Here is a 15,044-nt window from a genome sequence, read left to right on the forward strand (position 1 = left end):
TACCGGTTGACGGGGGGCGTCCTTAGCCGCAGAGGGCCGCCGCTTTGGCCACGAGGTCCGGGTCCTGCCAGTCCAGCCAGTTGATGCGCGGATCCGCCCTGAACCATGTGAGTTGCCGCCGGGCGAATTTCCGCGTGGCAGTGATGGTGTCTTCCGTGGCCTGGCCGGCATCCCATTCGCCGTCGAGGACTTTCAGGAACTGGGCATAGCCCAGTGCGCGGGACGCCGTCTTGCCGTTTCGGAGCCCCGCAGCGTCCAGCCGCTCCACCTCGGCCTGTAGTCCGCCGGCAACCATGGCGTGGACGCGCCGGGCCAGCCTCTCCTTCAGGAGCTCACGGTCCACTTCGAGCCCGATCTGCACCGTCGGCTGGAAGTACTCCCGGACGGGCATAAAGGAGCTGAAAGGACGCCCTGTCAGTTCGAAGACCTCCAGGGCCCGGACCACCCTGCGGGCGTCACCCAGGCGACCGGCGGAAATCGGGTCCACCGCTTCCAGCCGGGTGCGCAGCGGGGCCAGGCCGGTGTCCGCCAGCTCTGCTTCCAGGCGGCCGCGGATAGCCGGATCCGTGCCGGGAAATTCGAGCACGTCGAGGGCGGCCCGGACGTAGAGGCCCGATCCGCCCACCAGGATGGCCCGCTTTCCGCGCCCCTGGATCTCTGCAATGGCGGCCCTCGCCTCCCGCTGGAAATCCGAAACGCTGGCTTCTTCGGTGACGTCGAGGGTGTCCAGGAGGTGGTGCGGAACTCCCCTGCGCTCCGCGGCCGTGATCTTGGCAGTGCCGATGTCCATGCCGCGGTAGAACTGCATGGCGTCCGCGTTGATCACTTCGCCGTCGAGGGCCAGTGCCAGGGCAACGGCGAGGTCGGATTTGCCGGATCCGGTGGGGCCAACCACCGCGATGACGGGAGGACGGGGGTAACCGGTATTGCGGTCAGCCGCCGAGGGCAGGTCAGCGTTCTCTGCCCCGCGAGCGTCCGCGGAAGGGTTGATCATTGCCTAGCCGCGGCGGACGGGGACCGCCGGCATACCGAGGGACACGCCGCTCTTGGCGCCGTTCCCGCCGGAACCGCTGCCGGGAACCGGCACACCGCAGGAGTCCGCCTGCGACCTGTCCCAGGCGTCACCGGCACGCGAGCGGCGCAGGGTGTAGTCCGCCGCCGAGGCCGGATCCGCGACCAGGTGGAAAGCCGCGGCTTCGGTGATGGTGACTGTCACGAGGTCGCCGGGGCGCGGTGTCTCCGCACCTTCCGGGACCGAGAAGTGCACGAGGCGCTGGTCCTGCGACCGGCCCGACAAACGGTGGGTTTCCTCCGCCTTGCGGCCCGACTGCGCCGTGACCATGACTTCGACCCGGCGGCCCAGCTGGCGGGCGTTCTCCTCGGCCGCAATCCGGTCCTGCAACGCCGTCAGGCGCTCAAAGCGCTCCTGCACCACTGCCTTGGGAAGCTGGTCCGGCAAGTCCGCTGCGGGGGTACCGGGGCGCTTGGAGTACTGGAAGGTGAACGCCGTCGCAAAACGTGATTTCTCGACGACATCAAGCGTGGCCTGGAAGTCCTCTTCGGTTTCACCGGGAAACCCGACGATGAGGTCGGTGGAAATGGCGGCATGCGGAATCCGTTCCCGGACCTTGTCCAGGATGCCGAGGAACTTGGTGGAGCGGTATGAGCGCTTCATGTCCTTGAGGACTTTGTCCGAGCCGGACTGCAGCGGCATGTGCAGCTGCGGCATCACGTTGGCGGTTTCAGCCATGGCGTCAATGACGTCGTCAGTGAAGGCGGCCGGGTGCGGGCTGGTGAATCGGACCCGTTCGAGGCCTTCGATTTCACCGCAGGCACGCAGCAGTTTGGAGAAGGCCTGCCGGTCGCCGAATTCCACCCCGTAGGAGTTCACGTTCTGGCCCAGGAGCGTGACTTCAATCGCTCCGTCATCGACGAGTGCCTGGATTTCGGCGAGGATGTCGCCGGGGCGGCGGTCCTTTTCCTTCCCGCGCAGGGCAGGAACGATGCAGAACGTGCAGGTGTTGTTGCAGCCCACGGAAATGGACACCCAGCCCGAATACACCGAGTCCCGCTTCGTGGGGAGCGTGGATGGAAAAACGTCCAGCGACTCGAGGATCTCGAGCTGCGCTTCGTTGTTGTGCCGGGCGCGGTCCAAGAGTGCGGGCAGCGCGCCGACGTTGTGGGTGCCGAAGACCGCGTCCACCCAGGGGGCCTTCTTCAGGATCGTTTCGCGGTCCTTCTGGGCCAGGCAGCCGCCCACCGCGATCTGCATGCCGGGGTTGGCCGCTTTGACCGGCGCGAGCATCCCGAGGTTGCCATAGAGCTTGTTGTCGGCGTTTTCACGGACGGCGCAGGTGTTGAACACCACCACGTCCGCGTGCTCGCCCGACGCGGGCACGTAGCCGGCGTCTTCCAGCATGCCGGCCATCCGCTCGGAGTCGTGCACGTTCATCTGGCAGCCGAAGGTGCGCACCTGATAGGTGCGCGGCGGGGCAGCCGCGGGTGCTGCCTCGATGCTGGCGGAAGTACTGGTGCCGGACGCTGGGGAAGGAATGGTCAAACTCACCTGTTAAGGGTACCGGTTCACAGGAAGTCTGCCGCCGCCGGTTCACCGGCGGCAGCGTCGAGGACCTCCCCCACGATCCGGAAAGCCTGGGAGGGCTGGTATCCCTTCCGCGCCAGCATTGACCCCAGCCGGCGCGTGACCTTGTCCCGCTCGGCGCGGTCGCTGAGGTCCACAGAGCCTTTGAGCTTGCGTTCGACGAGTTGGCGTGCGGCGGACTCCTCCGCTTCGTCGCTGAGTTGCTCCAGGGCCCGTGCCGCAATGTCAGCCTCGATGCCCTTGTCCGCGAGTTCGCGGCGCAACGCTCCCTTGGCAAGCTTCCGGGTCTGGGACCTGCTCCGGACCCACATGTCCGCGAACTCCGCATCATCGACGAGCCGGACTTCTTCAAACCGGTCCAGGACGGCCTCGGCCACATCCTCCGGGACGTTGCGTTCGGCGAGCTTGCGGGCAAGCTGCAGCCTGCTCTTGGGCGAGCTCGTGAGCTGCCGCAACACAATGGCCCGCGCCACCGAGGCCGGGTCCGGCTCAGCGTCCAGTTCGGCCTCCGGCTCCCGGGAGAACCCGGCCCGGTCCCCGCTGGGCCCGGTCCGGCCGGACCGGTCTCCCCTAGAAACCGTCAACGGCCTTGAGCTTGGGCGACGCCTCGGCTTCAGCCGCAGCCGGCTTGACGCCGACGCCCAGCTTCTCCTTGATGAGGCGCTCCAGTTCGGCGGCCAGCTCCGGGTTGTCCCGCAGGAAGCGGCGGGAGTTCTCCATGCCCTGGCCCAGCTGGTCACCGTCGTAGGTGAACCACGAACCGGACTTCTTGATCAGTCCGTGCTCGACGCCCATGTCGATGATGCCGCCCTCACGGGAGATGCCCTGGCCGTAGATGATGTCGAATTCGGCGATCTTGAAGGGCGGGGCCATCTTGTTCTTGACGATTTTCGCCTTGGTCCGGTTGCCCACCGAGTCGGCGCCTTCCTTCAGCGTCTGGATGCGGCGGACATCGATACGGATGGAGGCGTAGAACTTCAGTGCCTTACCGCCGGTAGTTGTCTCGGGCGATCCGAAGAAGACGCCGATCTTTTCGCGCAGTTGGTTGATGAAGATGGCGGTGGTCTTGGTCTGGCTCAAGCGGCCGGTGATCTTACGCAGCGCCTGGCTCATCAGGCGGGCCTGGAGGCCCACGTGGCTGTCGCCCATGTCGCCTTCGATTTCCGCGCGGGGCACGAGGGCTGCCACGGAGTCAATGACGATGACATCGAGGGAGCCCGAGCCGATCAGCATGTCCATGATTTCCAGGGCCTGCTCACCGGTGTCCGGCTGGGAAACCAGCAGGGCGTCGGTATCCACACCCAGCTTGGCGGCGTATTCCGGATCCAGTGCGTGCTCGGCGTCGATGAACGCTGCGATGCCGCCCTGCCGCTGGGCGTTCGCGACCGCATGCAGGGCCACGGTGGTCTTACCCGACGATTCCGGGCCGTAGATTTCCACGACGCGGCCGCGCGGCAGGCCGCCAATTCCGAGGGCAACGTCCAAGGCAATGGAGCCCGTGGGGATTACCTCGATGGGAGCACGTACTTCATCGCCCAGCCGCATGACGGAGCCTTTGCCGAACTGCTTGTCGATCTGTGCAAGCGCTGCGTCGAGCGCCTTCTGACGATCCGGGGCTGCCGCCATAGTTCACACCTCTAGTTTTCTCGCTGTGGAGTGGCCTGACCGGCCCTTTGTCTGTCATCACCGACGCTAACGGCACCCACCGACATTCTTGCCGGATGACATTGCGTATGTGGAAAACGGTCTGCAAAAAGCATAGCCCGACCCGAACAGATATTCGAACAATCCTGCGGCGTGTCAGGCGGCGGACGCTCAGTTCCGGGACGGCTTGATGTCCCTGCCGAGCCGCCGCTCAGCCGGGACGTCCTGCACGTCGCAGATCGCGAGCCATACCTGCCGCGGCGGGACTCCCGCCGCCAGCGCCTGGTCCGCTGTCCGGCTGCCTACGCCTGCCAGCACCAGTGAGCTGCTGAGGACCCGGGAGTACCCCGCGCCGAACTCATCGTCCATTAGCCGCCAAAAGTCGCTGATTCGCACCGATAAAGTCTCTCACCCCTGCGGCCAATAGAATGGTTGCCATGAGCAACCCAGCTGTGGAACCCGTTGATTCCGGGGCCACCGAAAACAGCGTCGACGCGGCCCTGCGGACCGTAGAGCACCAGATCAGCCTGTTCTGGCGCCGCGGACGCTCCATCTCCCAGCAACTCTCGCGGCAGGTCCACCCGGACATGGAACCGGCAGCCTATGGCCTGCTCACCGTCATCCGCAGGGAAGGCCCCATCAGGCTCACGGAACTCGCTTCATGCATCGGAGTGGGCAAACCCTCAGTCAGCCGGCAGATCGCATTCCTGGAGAGCATCGGCCTGGTGTCCAAGGAAGCGGACCCGCTCGACGGCCGTGCCCAAACCATCCGGCTCACGCCCAAGGGCGAGGAGAAGATGCACCAGGTCCAGGATGCCCGGCGCGAAGTCTTCCGTGAACGGCTGGGGGAATGGCCGGTGGAGGACCTGCAGACCCTTGCCGCCTACATGGCAAAGCTCAACGCCACGTATGAGCGGGACGGCTTCCCGAAGGACGAGGCGAAGTAACAACGGCGAAGCAACAACAAAGGGCCTCCGGCTTAGCCGGAGGCCCTTCGTGTCACGCGTAAAGACTAGGTTCTGACGTGAGCCGGTCAGCGGGCGCCCGAGAGCAGTCCCTTGGCCAGTTCGTCAGAGAGGTCGGTAGTGAGTTCGCGGTCAAGGTCACGGCCGTAGCGCTGCGAGAATTCCTGCGGGACGGTATCCGGAACAGCAACGCCTTCAGCGACGGCAACGCGGTCGCTCACTTCGCGGAGCATGCTGGACAACGGGACGTCCAGGGCCGAGCAGATCGAAGACAGCAGCTCCGAAGAGGCTTCCTTCTGGCCGCGCTCCACTTCACTGAGGTAACCCAGGGATACCCGGGCACTATGTGACACTTCGCGGAGGGTTCGGCCCTGACGCTGGCGAACGTCGCGCAGAACATCACCGATTTCGTGACGAAGTACTACCATCTTGCGCTCCTTCTGTTCGCTCTTTGCCTGATCGGCGAGGCCCACATCCTTCCAGCGGACAACGCCGTTTACGGATACGGGCTGCTTTACCATCTGTATCGCCTTGCTCCCTCGTACGTCAGGTCCGCCCTCATCAGGCGAACCATAATTATTTACTCATCCTAGGCGCCTCCCATATTCGGAAGCGACACAATGTAACAACTATTAGGAATCAAATTTTGTTCCCGGCAACTTTACGCCGGGTAAGCCTCGGAAGATAGGGCTTCCAGCAGCCGCTCCAACGCAGCCGCGCAGGCCTGGCCGCGGATGTCCGCGCGGTTGCCTTCAAAAACGTAGCCGAACGACCTCGCGCCGTCCGCGGTGGCGACACCGACGAACACTGTCCCCACGGCCTTGCCGCCGTGGGGTTCCGGCCCGGCGACACCCGTCGTGGACACACCGATGTCCGCTCCGCAGACCCGTCGCGCCCCGGCTGCCATCGCCTTAGCGACATCGCCGTCCACTGATCCGACGGCGTCGAGCAGTTCGGCGGGTACGCCAAGCACGTCCGCCTTGACTGAGTTCTGGTAGGACACCACGCCGCCCTGGAGCATTCCCGAGGCGCCGGGGGTATCGGCGAGGACCGCCGCCACCATGCCGGCAGTCAGCGACTCGGCGGTAGCCACGGTCAGTCCGCGGCCAATGGCACCGTTGACTGCTTGTTCGGCGATGCGGTGCAGGTTACTCATGGCAGCTCTCCTTTTACGCGTTGGCTGGCTGCGCGCCGGCCGTTCGCGCGCAGCTTGAGCGCTTCGACAACATACTGGCCGCCTGTCCAGACGGTGATGGCCACGGCCGCCAGCATCACCAGGAAAGCCAACACTCCCAGCCACGGGGCCAGTGAGGCGAGCGGGACCACGTACAGCAGGATCGCAACGGTCTGCACCACAGTCTTCAGCTTGCCTCCCCGCGACGCCGGGATGACGCCGTACCGGATGACGAAGAACCGCAGTGCCGTGATTCCCCATTCGCGGGCGAGGATCAGGACGGTGATCCACCACGGCAGTTCGTTCAGCAGCGAGAGCATCACCAGGGCGGAGCCGGTGAGCAGCTTGTCCGCGATCGGATCGGCGATCTTGCCGAAATCGGTGATCAGTCCCCTGCTGCGGGCGATGTCGCCGTCGAGCTTGTCCGTGTAAATGGCAACCGCAAACGTCAGGGCCGCGGCCCAGCGCCAGAGGCCGTTCTGGCTGTCGAGTCCGGGCGCGTCCGCGATGAGGAACCACACGAAGAACGGCACCAGGACAATCCGCAGCATCGTCAGGATGTTCGGAAGGTTCCAGATCCCGGAGGCGGAGCCTGAGCTGTCGGCTTCAGTGCTAGTCACCCTCATAGGCTACCGTCCAGTGAGGGACCAGGCGTCCTCGGACCCGTCTTCGTCGTCGCCGGAGTTGCCGTCGGCGCCGTCGTAGTACTCAACGTTCTGGGTGCGGTTGTCCAGGTCAGCCGCCACAAGGTCCTCGGCATAGCCGCCCTGGGCGATGTTCGCGTTGGCATTGTCGCTCAGCGCCGCCGTCTGGGAATCGGGCGACGCCGGTGCCTCCTGGCCCTTCATGGCGGCAAGGACGGCGGCAAGGTCGTCGGGTTTTACCAGCACGTCGCGCGCCTTTGAGCCCTCGGAGGGGCCCACCACTCCCCTGGACTCGAGAAGGTCCATCAGGCGGCCGGCCTTGGCGAAACCGACGCGCAGCTTGCGCTGCAGCATGGAGGTGGAGCCGAACTGCGTGGTGACCACCAGCTCGGTGGCCTGCAGCAGCACCTCCAGATCGTCTCCAATGTCGTCGTCGATCTGCTTTTTCTCCGCCTCGGGGGCGACGTCATCACGGTAGACGGCCTTGAGCTGGCCCTTGACGTGCTCGACCACCTTGTGGATTTCGGACTCCGTGACCCACGCGCCCTGCACACGCATTGCCTTGGAGGCGCCCATCGGCAGGAAGAGCGCGTCACCCTGGCCGATCAGCTTTTCGGCGCCGGGCTGGTCCAGCACCACGCGGGAGTCGGTGACGGAGGAGGTCGCGAACGCCATCCGGGACGGCACGTTGGCCTTGATCAGGCCGGTAACAACGTCAACGGAGGGCCGCTGGGTGGCCAGGACCAGGTGGATGCCTGCGGCACGGGCGAGCTGGGTGATGCGGACGATGGAATCTTCGACGTCGCGCGGGGCCACCATCATGAGGTCGGCGAGCTCGTCCACGATCACCAGCAGGTAAGGGTACGGCTTGATGACGCGCTTGGAATCGACGGGCGGGTGGACTTTCCCGGCGCGGACGGCCTTGTTGAAGTCGTCGATGTGCTTGAAGCCGTAGTTCGCGAGGTCGTCGTAGCGGGCGTCCATCTCGCGGACCACCCATTGCAGCGCTTCGGCGGCTTTCTTGGGGTTGGTGATGATGGGTGTGATCAGGTGCGGCACGCCTTCGTACGCCGTGAGTTCCACACGCTTCGGGTCCACCATGACCATACGGACCTCGTCCGGGGTGGCCCGCATGAGGATGGAGGTGATCATGGAGTTCACGAAGGAGGACTTACCGGCACCGGTGGCACCGGCCACGAGCAGGTGGGGCATCTTGGCGAGGTTCGCCACGACGTAGCCGCCCTCGACGTCCTTGCCCACACCCATCACCATCGGGTGGTCCGTCCGGCGGGCGTTCTGGCTGCGGAGCACATCGCCAAGGGAGACGGTCTCGCGGTCCGTGTTGGGGATCTCGATGCCGATGGCGGACTTGCCGGGAATGGGGCTGAGGATGCGGACGTCGCTGGACGCGACGGCGTAGGAGATGTTTTTGGACAGCGCGGTGACGCGCTCCACCTTGGTGCCTGCGGACAGTTCGATTTCGTACCGTGTGACAGTCGGCCCGCGGCTGAAACCGGTGACCTGCGCGTCAACGTTGAACTGGTTCAGGGTGTCGGTAAGGGACGCCACGATGGCGTCGTTCGCTTCCGTGCGCTCCTTGGGGATGGAGCCTGGAGTCAACACATCCGACGACGGCAGGGTGTAGGTCACATCGCCGGCCAGGGAGAGCTGCTCCGTGCGCTGCGGTATCGGCGTGGGCAGCGGCGCAGGGGCGACCGGACGCGAGGGGACCTGCGCGGCCGCGGCAACGGCTGCGGCGCCGGCTGCACCCGCGGGTGCGGCGGGATTGAGGGACCCGGCGGCGACCATGCCCGGGGTGACAAGCGGGATGGCCTCGGTGGCATGCTCGCCGTTGGCATCCCTGGTGCCCAGACCCTGGGCCGCTTTGATCTTTTCGACGGCGATTTCAGCCTGCGTGGGCCGGCGCACGCCGGGTGCCGGGCGGGGAGCCTTGCCACCTGCCTTGGTGCCGTCGGCGGTTCCGGCCGGGTCGTCGTCGTCAATGACGGCATGTTCGAAGGCCTCGTCGCCCACATACCCTTCGAGGCGGGGGTCAGTCTCGGGGTCCCTGCCGAACAGCCGGCTGCGCCGCTTCTTCTTCGGCGCTGCCTGGCCCGCGTTTTCGTAGAGGTAACTGCGGTCGTGGCCATCGCCGGGTTCCTGCAGGTCGATGCCCATCAGGTGCTCGTAGGCGTCCCTGATCCGGCGGGGAATCGCGCCGAACGGGGTGGCGGTCACAATCAGGACGGACGTGAAGGCGAGCAGGCTGTAGACGGCCACGGGCACGGCCGTGTGCAGGGCTGCCAGCGGCGAGGCGGCCAGGAAGCCGAGCATGCCGCCGGCCTGGCGCAGGCCGTCGAAACCGTCCGTCACCGTGGGCTGTCCGCCAATGACGTGGGCCAGGCCGCAGCCGGCGAAGGTCATGATGAGGAATCCGATGCCGATCCTGTTGTTGCCGCGCCCGTCCGAAGGCTGGCGGAACAGCCGGAAGGCGCAGACGAACAGCATGAGCGGCAGCAGCAGGGACATCCAGCCGAAGGTGCCGTTGACGATCGCGAACACGGTGTCCGGCAACCATCCCTTGAAGCCCCACCAGGCGAAGGTCGCCACGAATACGCCCAGGGCAAGGTTGAAGAGGGCTGCCCCGTCCCGGCGGTCCTCGGGGGCGAGGTCGCTGACATCATGGCCGATCCGCCGGACGCCGCCGCCGACGACGTGCCCGATGCCGAGCCACGCACCTGCGGCCACCCGCACGAGCCACGGCTGACGGGGCTCGACAGCTGCCATCTGGCGGGTCCGTGCCGTGCCCGACGATCCTCCGGTCCGGCTGGTTTTGGACGCAGCGGAGCCGGAGCCCCTGCCCGCTGAGCTGCCTGACTTGCCGCTTGAGTTGCCTCTAGGCGCGGAGGAGGTACGTGTCGCCATACCCGCCACGGTACCCGAAGCCGGGCAAAAAACCGCGGATTTCCGGGGCGTTCCGGGATGCATGTTGCGGAGGGGAAGGCGGCAGCACGGTGTCGTCGGGCCGGACCCACGCGGCTTAAACGACGGGGCCCTCCCCCGCAGGCGGCGGCCCGAAGGCTCACTTTCCTGCGGGGAGGGCCCCGTCGAACAATCCCGGGCGCTTACGCCTCAAGCACCACCGGAATGATCATGGGCTTGCGGCGAAGCTTGCGGTTGACCCAGGTGCCGACAACGCGGCGGACAACCTGCTGGAGCTGGTGTGTGGTGTGGTCCGTGTGGTTAAGCACGGCCTCTTCCAGGGCAGCATTGATCTTGGGAATGATTTCGTCAAAGACGGAATCGTCCTCAGCCACGCCGCGGGCGTGGATTTCCGGTCCGGAGACCACCTTGCCGGTGGCGCGGTGGATCACGGTGATGATGGAGATGAAGCCTTCATCGCCGAGGGTCTGGCGGTCCTTCAAGTCAGCTTCGGTGACTTCGCCAACGCTGGAGCCGTCAACGTAGACGAAGCCCACTTCAACCTGGCCTACGACGTCGGCCTGGTGGTCACGGAGGTCGATGACGGTGCCGTTGTCCGCCAGCAGGATGCTTTCGTCCGGCACGCCGGACTCGAGGGCGATCTTGCCGTTGGCAATCAGGTGCCGGGTCTCGCCGTGCACCGGCATGGCGTTCAGCGGTTCGAGGATGTTGTAGCAGTACAGCAGTTCCCCGGCCGCGGCGTGGCCGGAGACGTGGACCTTGGCGTTGCCCTTGTGGATGACATCGGCGCCCAGCTTGAGCAGGCCGTTGATGATCCGGAAGACGGCATTCTCGTTGCCCGGGATCAGGCTGGAGGCGAGGATGACGGTATCGCCCTGGCCGACGACGACGCGGTGGTCACCGTTGGCCATGCGGGACAGTGCCGCCATCGGCTCACCCTGGGACCCGGTGGACATCAGCACCACGCGGTTGTCCGGCAGGTTGTCGATGTTCTTGATGTCGACGAGGATGCCCGGCGGCACGTCGAGGTAGCCAAGCTTCTCGGCGATTGCCATGTTGCGGACCATCGAGCGGCCCACGAAGGCAACCTTGCGGTTGTGGTTGGCTGCGGCGTCGAGGACCTGCTGGACCCGGTGCACGTGCGAGGAGAAGGAGGCGACGATCAGGCGCTTGGAGGCCTGGCCGAAGAGACGGTCCAGGGTGGGGCCGATTTCCTTCTCGGCGGTGGTGAACCCCGGCACGTCGGCGTTCGTGGAGTCCGACATGAAGAGGTCCACGCCCTCTTCGCCCAGCTTGGCGAAGTGGCGAAGGTCGGTGATGCGGCCATCCAGCGGCAGCTGGTCCATCTTGAAGTCGCCAGTGTGCAGCACGGTGCCGCCGGAGGTACGGAGGAACACGGCGAGGGCGTCGGGGATCGAGTGGTTGACGGCCACGAATTCGCATTCGAACGGGCCGAACTTCTGCACCTGTCCCTCGGTGACGATCTGGGTGACCGGCTTGATCCGGTGTTCCTGCAGCTTCGCCTCGATGAGTGCCAGCGTCAGCCGGGAGCCAATCAGGGGAATGTCGGCGCGCAGGCGCAGCAGGTAGGGAACGGCGCCGATGTGGTCCTCGTGGCCGTGGGTCAGGACGACGGCAACGATGTCATTGAGGCGGTTCTCGATGTAGGAGAAATCGGGCAGGATCAGGTCGACGCCGGGCTGGGTTTCCTCCGGGAAGAGGACGCCGCAGTCGACGATGAGCAGCTTGCCGTCGATTTCGAAGACGGTCATGTTGCGGCCGATCTCCCCCAGGCCGCCGAGCGGAACGATCCGCAGGGTGTCCTTGGGCAGTTTCGGCGGCGTAACAAGGCCGGGAAGGGCGGTTTGGGTCATAGTGCTCTACTTTCCGGGCGAAAGCAGGGATGGTCTTTGCCGATCAGGAAAAGACCATTCCTGCTTCCGCCAAATCCTCGCGGATGATTGCGATCTCGGCTTCGTCCGGCTCCACGAGGGGCAAACGGACAACCGAGTTGGGCAGGACTCCCTGCCATTTAAGAATCTGCTTGGCCGCTACGGCCCCCTGCACGCGGGTCATCGTGGCCCGGATAACAGGTTCAAGTTCAAAATTGATCTTCCGCGCGGTGCCGAGGTCGTTCGCGTTGACGGCGTCGATCAGCTCGCGGAACCGGCGGGTGGCAACGTGCGTGGTGACGCCCACGAGCCCGACAGCGCCCAGCGCCATCCACTGCAGGGTCAGTCCGTCGTCCCCGGAGTAGAAGAGGAGGTCGGTGTTCGCCATAACGCGGGTGGCGGCGGCGAAATCGGCCTTGGCATCTTTGACGGCAACGATGTTCGGGTGCTCGGAGAGGCGGATCATCGTCTCCGGAGCAATCTGGATGGAGGAACGGCCGGGGATGTCATAGAGCATCACGGGAACGTCGGTGGCGGAGGCGATCGTCTCAAAGTGGGCGCGCACACCGGCCTGGCTGGGCTTGTTGTAGTACGGGGTGACGATCAACAGTCCGTCGACGCCGACCTCGGCTGCCTGCTTGGACAGGTGGACGGAGTGTGCGGTGTCGTTGGTTCCGGTGCCGGCGATGATCGCGGCGCGGCCGCCGACAGCGTCCTTGACCGCACGGAACATGCCCACGTTCTCCTCGTCGGTGAGGGTGGAGGTTTCGCCCGTGGTTCCCGTGACGACCAGTCCGTCGCAGCCGTCATCGACAAGCTTCACGGCCAGTTCCGCCGCCTGCTGGTAGTCCACTTTGCCGTCCTCAGTAAACGGCGTGACCATTGCGGTCAGGAGGGTGCCAAATGCAGGGTTATTCGCGGAAGTCTCAGCCATAGGAAAAACGTTACCCTGTCCCCGCCTTGTTAGGACAATGGCGGCGGCGTGACGATCGTCAAATTCGGCCCGGGCGGGTCACTCTTGGGGGCTGCGGACGGGCCCCTGCCGGGGAGCGCCGCAGTAGCGGCCCACGGCGTCTTCCCGGAGCGACTCTGCCCACGTAGCCAGCCGCTGGGCGGCCCGGACGTAGTGGAAGAGTTCCGTGGGCGTGAGGGCATCAACGTCACATTCGGAGAGCCTGCGCGCCAGTTCGGCGCCGGGCGGCTGGGCCGAGAGTGCGACACCTTCACTGCCCCACTGGACATCCTCGGCGGGTTCTCCCGCCACAAGCTGGCGGAAGAGATAGTCCACCACACCCGGGCTCATCGCCTTGAGCGGGCCCGCAGCAGCGTCCTGATGCGCCCTGCTTTGAGGTGCCCTGCCTTCATGCGCTTGGCGTTCCGGTGCATTGTTCATGGATCGATGGTATTCGAACATATATTCGAACGCAAGGGCTTTCAGCCGGATATGAGACGATCGGCTCATGACCTCCCGTGGCACTGCTTCACCCTCGCGGACTGCCAAAGGCACCACCAAGACGACCCGACTCACCGGAATCGATGCTGCCCGGGGGCTGGCGCTGCTCGGCATGATGGCCACGCACCTGCTTCCCACGTTCGAAGCCAATGCGCAGCTGACACCCACGTGGATTGGGCTGGCTTTCTCGGGGCGGGCGGCCGCTTTGTTTGCCGTCCTGGCCGGGATCGGCCTCGCCCTGTCCACCGGAAAGCAGCATCCGCCCCAGGGCCCGGAGCTGAGCGGCGCACGCCGAGGCATAGCGTTGCGCGCCCTGGTGATCGCCGTCGTCGGGCTCTTCCTCGGCGGGCTGGAAGTGAACGTCGCGGTGATCCTGGTCCACTACGCCGTTCTGTTCCTGTGCGTCCTCCCGTTCATCGGGCTCAGCATCAAGCCGCTCTGCGCACTGGCTGCCGGCTGGGTGCTGGGCTCGCCCGTGCTGGCCTACCTGCTGCGGCCGTGGCTGCTTGCCCCTACCCCGCCGCTCCAGCTGGGCCACAACCCCAACTGGGACGATCTCACCACTCCCGGGCGCCTGCTGGGGGACATCTTCCTGACCGGCTACTACCCGGTCCTGCAATGGCTGAGCTACCTGCTGATCGGGCTGGTGATCGGCCGGCTGGCACTGACCAGGATGGCCGTCCAGGTGCTGCTGCTGGCCGGCGGCACCGTGGTGGCCGTGCTGGCCAAGTGGCTGGGAGTGCTGACGATGGATGCGTGGGGCGGCAAGGAGGCGCTGCAGGCCCAGCTCGCGGACCCCCGCTACCCGTTGGACAGCCTTTTGCAGGTGAACCTTGCCGGGGTGGAGCAATCGGGCTCCTGGTGGTGGCTGGCCAGCAGCGCACCGCATTCGGGCACATCGCTGGACCTGCTCCACACGTCAGCCGTCGCCGCCGCCGTAGTGGGCGCCTGCCTGCTGCTGGGCAGGCTGGGCGACTGGCTCGCGCTGGACCTCCTGCTCCCCCTGCGGGGCGCAGGGGCCATGACCCTCACCCTGTACACGGCCCATGTGTGCCTGGTGGCCGCCATGTACCTGCAGCCGCTGCCGGCGGGATGGACACCGGAAGGTGTCTATGCGGCGCAGGCCCTGACCGCCGTCCTCATCGGAGGCTCGCTGGCGGCACTGAACTGGAGGGGCCCGCTGGAATGGGTGGCGCACGCCGCCAGCGAGGTGGGCCGCTACCAGCGGGCGGGAATCCGCTAGGCGGTCTTGTTGCCCCCGCGGAACAGCTTCAGGGCATCACGCATGGATGCCCGGGCGCGTTTGCGGTCGCCGGCGGCGTCATAGGCGCAGCTCAGCCGGAACCAGGAGCGCCAGTCGTCCGGCGCTTCTTCGGCTTCGGTGCGGTACTTCTCAAACTCGGCGTCTGCCGATTCCCGCACGATCCTGCCGGCGGGTGTGCGCTGCAGGTTGTCGACCGGCAGGCCGCCTTCGGCTTCAAGGACCTTGGCCATCTGTTCCGTCCGGGCGCCGAAAAGCAGTTCACGGACCAGCGCCCAGGCGCCAATGGCCGGCAGGACCAGGTAGGCGGCGCCAATGGCTTTCGCCACAGGGTTAGGGTCGGTGAGTAGCAGCACGGACCGCTGGAAGGACACCACCAAATAGAAGACCAGCAGGAGCGTCACCGCGCCGACCCAGATCTTGGTGCGGTTCTTCTTCAGTCCGGTGAGGACATTGCCCATTGCCG

The 15,044-nt window shown here is 65.9% G+C and carries 15 protein-coding genes; 2 read left to right on the forward strand and 13 right to left on the reverse strand.

Annotated elements, in window-relative coordinates; genetic code table 11:
* Positions 1-22: 22 nt before the first annotated feature.
* The 5 genes from miaA to AC6JAC_RS14595 form a co-directional block, all read right to left on the reverse strand.
* The gene (gene miaA / locus AC6JAC_RS14575; protein WP_497965187.1) at positions 23-994 is read right to left on the reverse strand and encodes a tRNA (adenosine(37)-N6)-dimethylallyltransferase MiaA; all 972 of its coding nucleotides are present in this window, start codon (positions 992-994) and stop codon (positions 23-25) included.
* 3 nt (positions 995-997) lie between these two features.
* Entirely contained in the window at positions 998-2,566 is a 1,569-nt protein-coding gene (gene miaB, locus AC6JAC_RS14580) for a tRNA (N6-isopentenyl adenosine(37)-C2)-methylthiotransferase MiaB (RefSeq protein WP_028271944.1), read from the reverse strand.
* A 17-nt stretch (positions 2,567-2,583) separates the two neighbouring features.
* Positions 2,584-3,075 (reverse strand): regulatory protein RecX, encoded by a 492-nt coding sequence (locus tag AC6JAC_RS14585; RefSeq protein ID WP_043439089.1) that lies wholly within the window; start codon positions 3,073-3,075, stop codon positions 2,584-2,586.
* Between the two features lie 97 nt (positions 3,076-3,172).
* Positions 3,173-4,228 (reverse strand): recombinase RecA, encoded by a 1,056-nt coding sequence (gene recA / locus AC6JAC_RS14590; RefSeq protein WP_028271945.1) that lies wholly within the window; start codon positions 4,226-4,228, stop codon positions 3,173-3,175.
* A gap of 189 nt (positions 4,229-4,417) precedes the next feature.
* On the reverse strand, positions 4,418-4,642 hold the full coding sequence (locus AC6JAC_RS14595; protein WP_028271946.1) for a DUF3046 domain-containing protein: 225 nt from the start codon (positions 4,640-4,642) through the stop codon (positions 4,418-4,420).
* A 41-nt stretch (positions 4,643-4,683) separates the two neighbouring features.
* On the opposite strand from AC6JAC_RS14595, the gene AC6JAC_RS14600 reads away from it, so the two are divergent.
* Positions 4,684-5,193: a MarR family winged helix-turn-helix transcriptional regulator gene (locus tag AC6JAC_RS14600; protein WP_028271947.1), complete on the forward strand. Its 510-nt coding sequence runs from the start codon at positions 4,684-4,686 to the stop codon at positions 5,191-5,193.
* Between the two features lie 86 nt (positions 5,194-5,279).
* Here AC6JAC_RS14600 and AC6JAC_RS14605 read toward each other — a convergent pair whose 3' ends face one another.
* The 7 genes from AC6JAC_RS14605 to AC6JAC_RS14635 form a co-directional block, all read right to left on the reverse strand.
* The gene (locus tag AC6JAC_RS14605; protein WP_028271948.1) at positions 5,280-5,732 is read right to left on the reverse strand and encodes a helix-turn-helix domain-containing protein; all 453 of its coding nucleotides are present in this window, start codon (positions 5,730-5,732) and stop codon (positions 5,280-5,282) included.
* A gap of 140 nt (positions 5,733-5,872) precedes the next feature.
* Positions 5,873-6,367 carry a CinA family protein gene (locus tag AC6JAC_RS14610; RefSeq protein ID WP_028271949.1) on the reverse strand — a complete coding sequence of 165 codons (495 nt, stop codon included), beginning with the start codon at positions 6,365-6,367 and terminating at the stop codon, positions 5,873-5,875.
* Positions 6,364-7,005: a CDP-diacylglycerol--glycerol-3-phosphate 3-phosphatidyltransferase gene (pgsA, locus tag AC6JAC_RS14615; protein WP_497965191.1), complete on the reverse strand. Its 642-nt coding sequence runs from the start codon at positions 7,003-7,005 to the stop codon at positions 6,364-6,366. Before pgsA ends, AC6JAC_RS14610 begins: the two co-directional genes overlap by 4 nt.
* Before the next feature lie 9 nt (positions 7,006-7,014).
* Positions 7,015-9,954 (reverse strand): FtsK/SpoIIIE family DNA translocase, encoded by a 2,940-nt coding sequence (locus tag AC6JAC_RS14620; protein ID WP_028271951.1) that lies wholly within the window; start codon positions 9,952-9,954, stop codon positions 7,015-7,017.
* Between the two features lie 200 nt (positions 9,955-10,154).
* Positions 10,155-11,846 carry a ribonuclease J gene (locus AC6JAC_RS14625; RefSeq protein WP_028271952.1) on the reverse strand — a complete coding sequence of 564 codons (1,692 nt, stop codon included), beginning with the start codon at positions 11,844-11,846 and terminating at the stop codon, positions 10,155-10,157.
* Between the two features lie 43 nt (positions 11,847-11,889).
* Positions 11,890-12,798 (reverse strand): 4-hydroxy-tetrahydrodipicolinate synthase, encoded by a 909-nt coding sequence (dapA, locus tag AC6JAC_RS14630; protein WP_028271953.1) that lies wholly within the window; start codon positions 12,796-12,798, stop codon positions 11,890-11,892.
* Between the two features lie 78 nt (positions 12,799-12,876).
* Complete coding sequence (locus AC6JAC_RS14635) at positions 12,877-13,257, reverse strand: hypothetical protein (RefSeq protein WP_497965194.1); 381 nt, start codon at positions 13,255-13,257, stop codon at positions 12,877-12,879.
* A gap of 67 nt (positions 13,258-13,324) precedes the next feature.
* Here AC6JAC_RS14635 and AC6JAC_RS14640 point away from each other — a divergent pair, with 67 nt between their 5' ends.
* Complete coding sequence (locus AC6JAC_RS14640) at positions 13,325-14,560, forward strand: heparan-alpha-glucosaminide N-acetyltransferase domain-containing protein (protein WP_497965196.1); 1,236 nt, start codon at positions 13,325-13,327, stop codon at positions 14,558-14,560.
* Here the strand turns inward: AC6JAC_RS14640 and AC6JAC_RS14645 are convergent.
* Complete coding sequence (locus AC6JAC_RS14645) at positions 14,557-15,039, reverse strand: hypothetical protein (RefSeq protein ID WP_028271955.1); 483 nt, start codon at positions 15,037-15,039, stop codon at positions 14,557-14,559. The two genes, AC6JAC_RS14640 and AC6JAC_RS14645, sit on opposite strands and share 4 nt — an antisense overlap.
* Positions 15,040-15,044: the final 5 nt, after the last annotated feature.

The sequence above is a fragment of the Arthrobacter sp. KUASC02 genome, from assembly GCF_059739395.1.

Excerpts from the sequence above, each read along its gene's own strand:
- AC6JAC_RS14640 (WP_497965196.1), top strand. The coding sequence starts at position 13,325 with ATGACCTCCCGTGGCACTGCTTCACCCTCGCGGACTGCCAAAGGCACC.
- AC6JAC_RS14600 (WP_028271947.1), top strand. The coding sequence starts at position 4,684 with ATGAGCAACCCAGCTGTGGAACCCGTTGATTCCGGGGCCACCGAAAAC.
- AC6JAC_RS14605 (WP_028271948.1), bottom strand. The coding sequence starts at position 5,732 with ATGGTAAAGCAGCCCGTATCCGTAAACGGCGTTGTCCGCTGGAAGGAT.
- miaA (WP_497965187.1), bottom strand. The coding sequence starts at position 994 with ATGATCAACCCTTCCGCGGACGCTCGCGGGGCAGAGAACGCTGACCTG.
- AC6JAC_RS14625 (WP_028271952.1), bottom strand. The coding sequence starts at position 11,846 with ATGACCCAAACCGCCCTTCCCGGCCTTGTTACGCCGCCGAAACTGCCC.
- AC6JAC_RS14620 (WP_028271951.1), bottom strand. The coding sequence starts at position 9,954 with ATGGCGACACGTACCTCCTCCGCGCCTAGAGGCAACTCAAGCGGCAAG.
- recA (WP_028271945.1), bottom strand. The coding sequence starts at position 4,228 with ATGGCGGCAGCCCCGGATCGTCAGAAGGCGCTCGACGCAGCGCTTGCA.
- dapA (WP_028271953.1), bottom strand. The coding sequence starts at position 12,798 with ATGGCTGAGACTTCCGCGAATAACCCTGCATTTGGCACCCTCCTGACC.
- AC6JAC_RS14645 (WP_028271955.1), bottom strand. The coding sequence starts at position 15,039 with ATGGGCAATGTCCTCACCGGACTGAAGAAGAACCGCACCAAGATCTGG.
- AC6JAC_RS14635 (WP_497965194.1), bottom strand. The coding sequence starts at position 13,257 with ATGAACAATGCACCGGAACGCCAAGCGCATGAAGGCAGGGCACCTCAA.
- AC6JAC_RS14610 (WP_028271949.1), bottom strand. The coding sequence starts at position 6,367 with ATGAGTAACCTGCACCGCATCGCCGAACAAGCAGTCAACGGTGCCATT.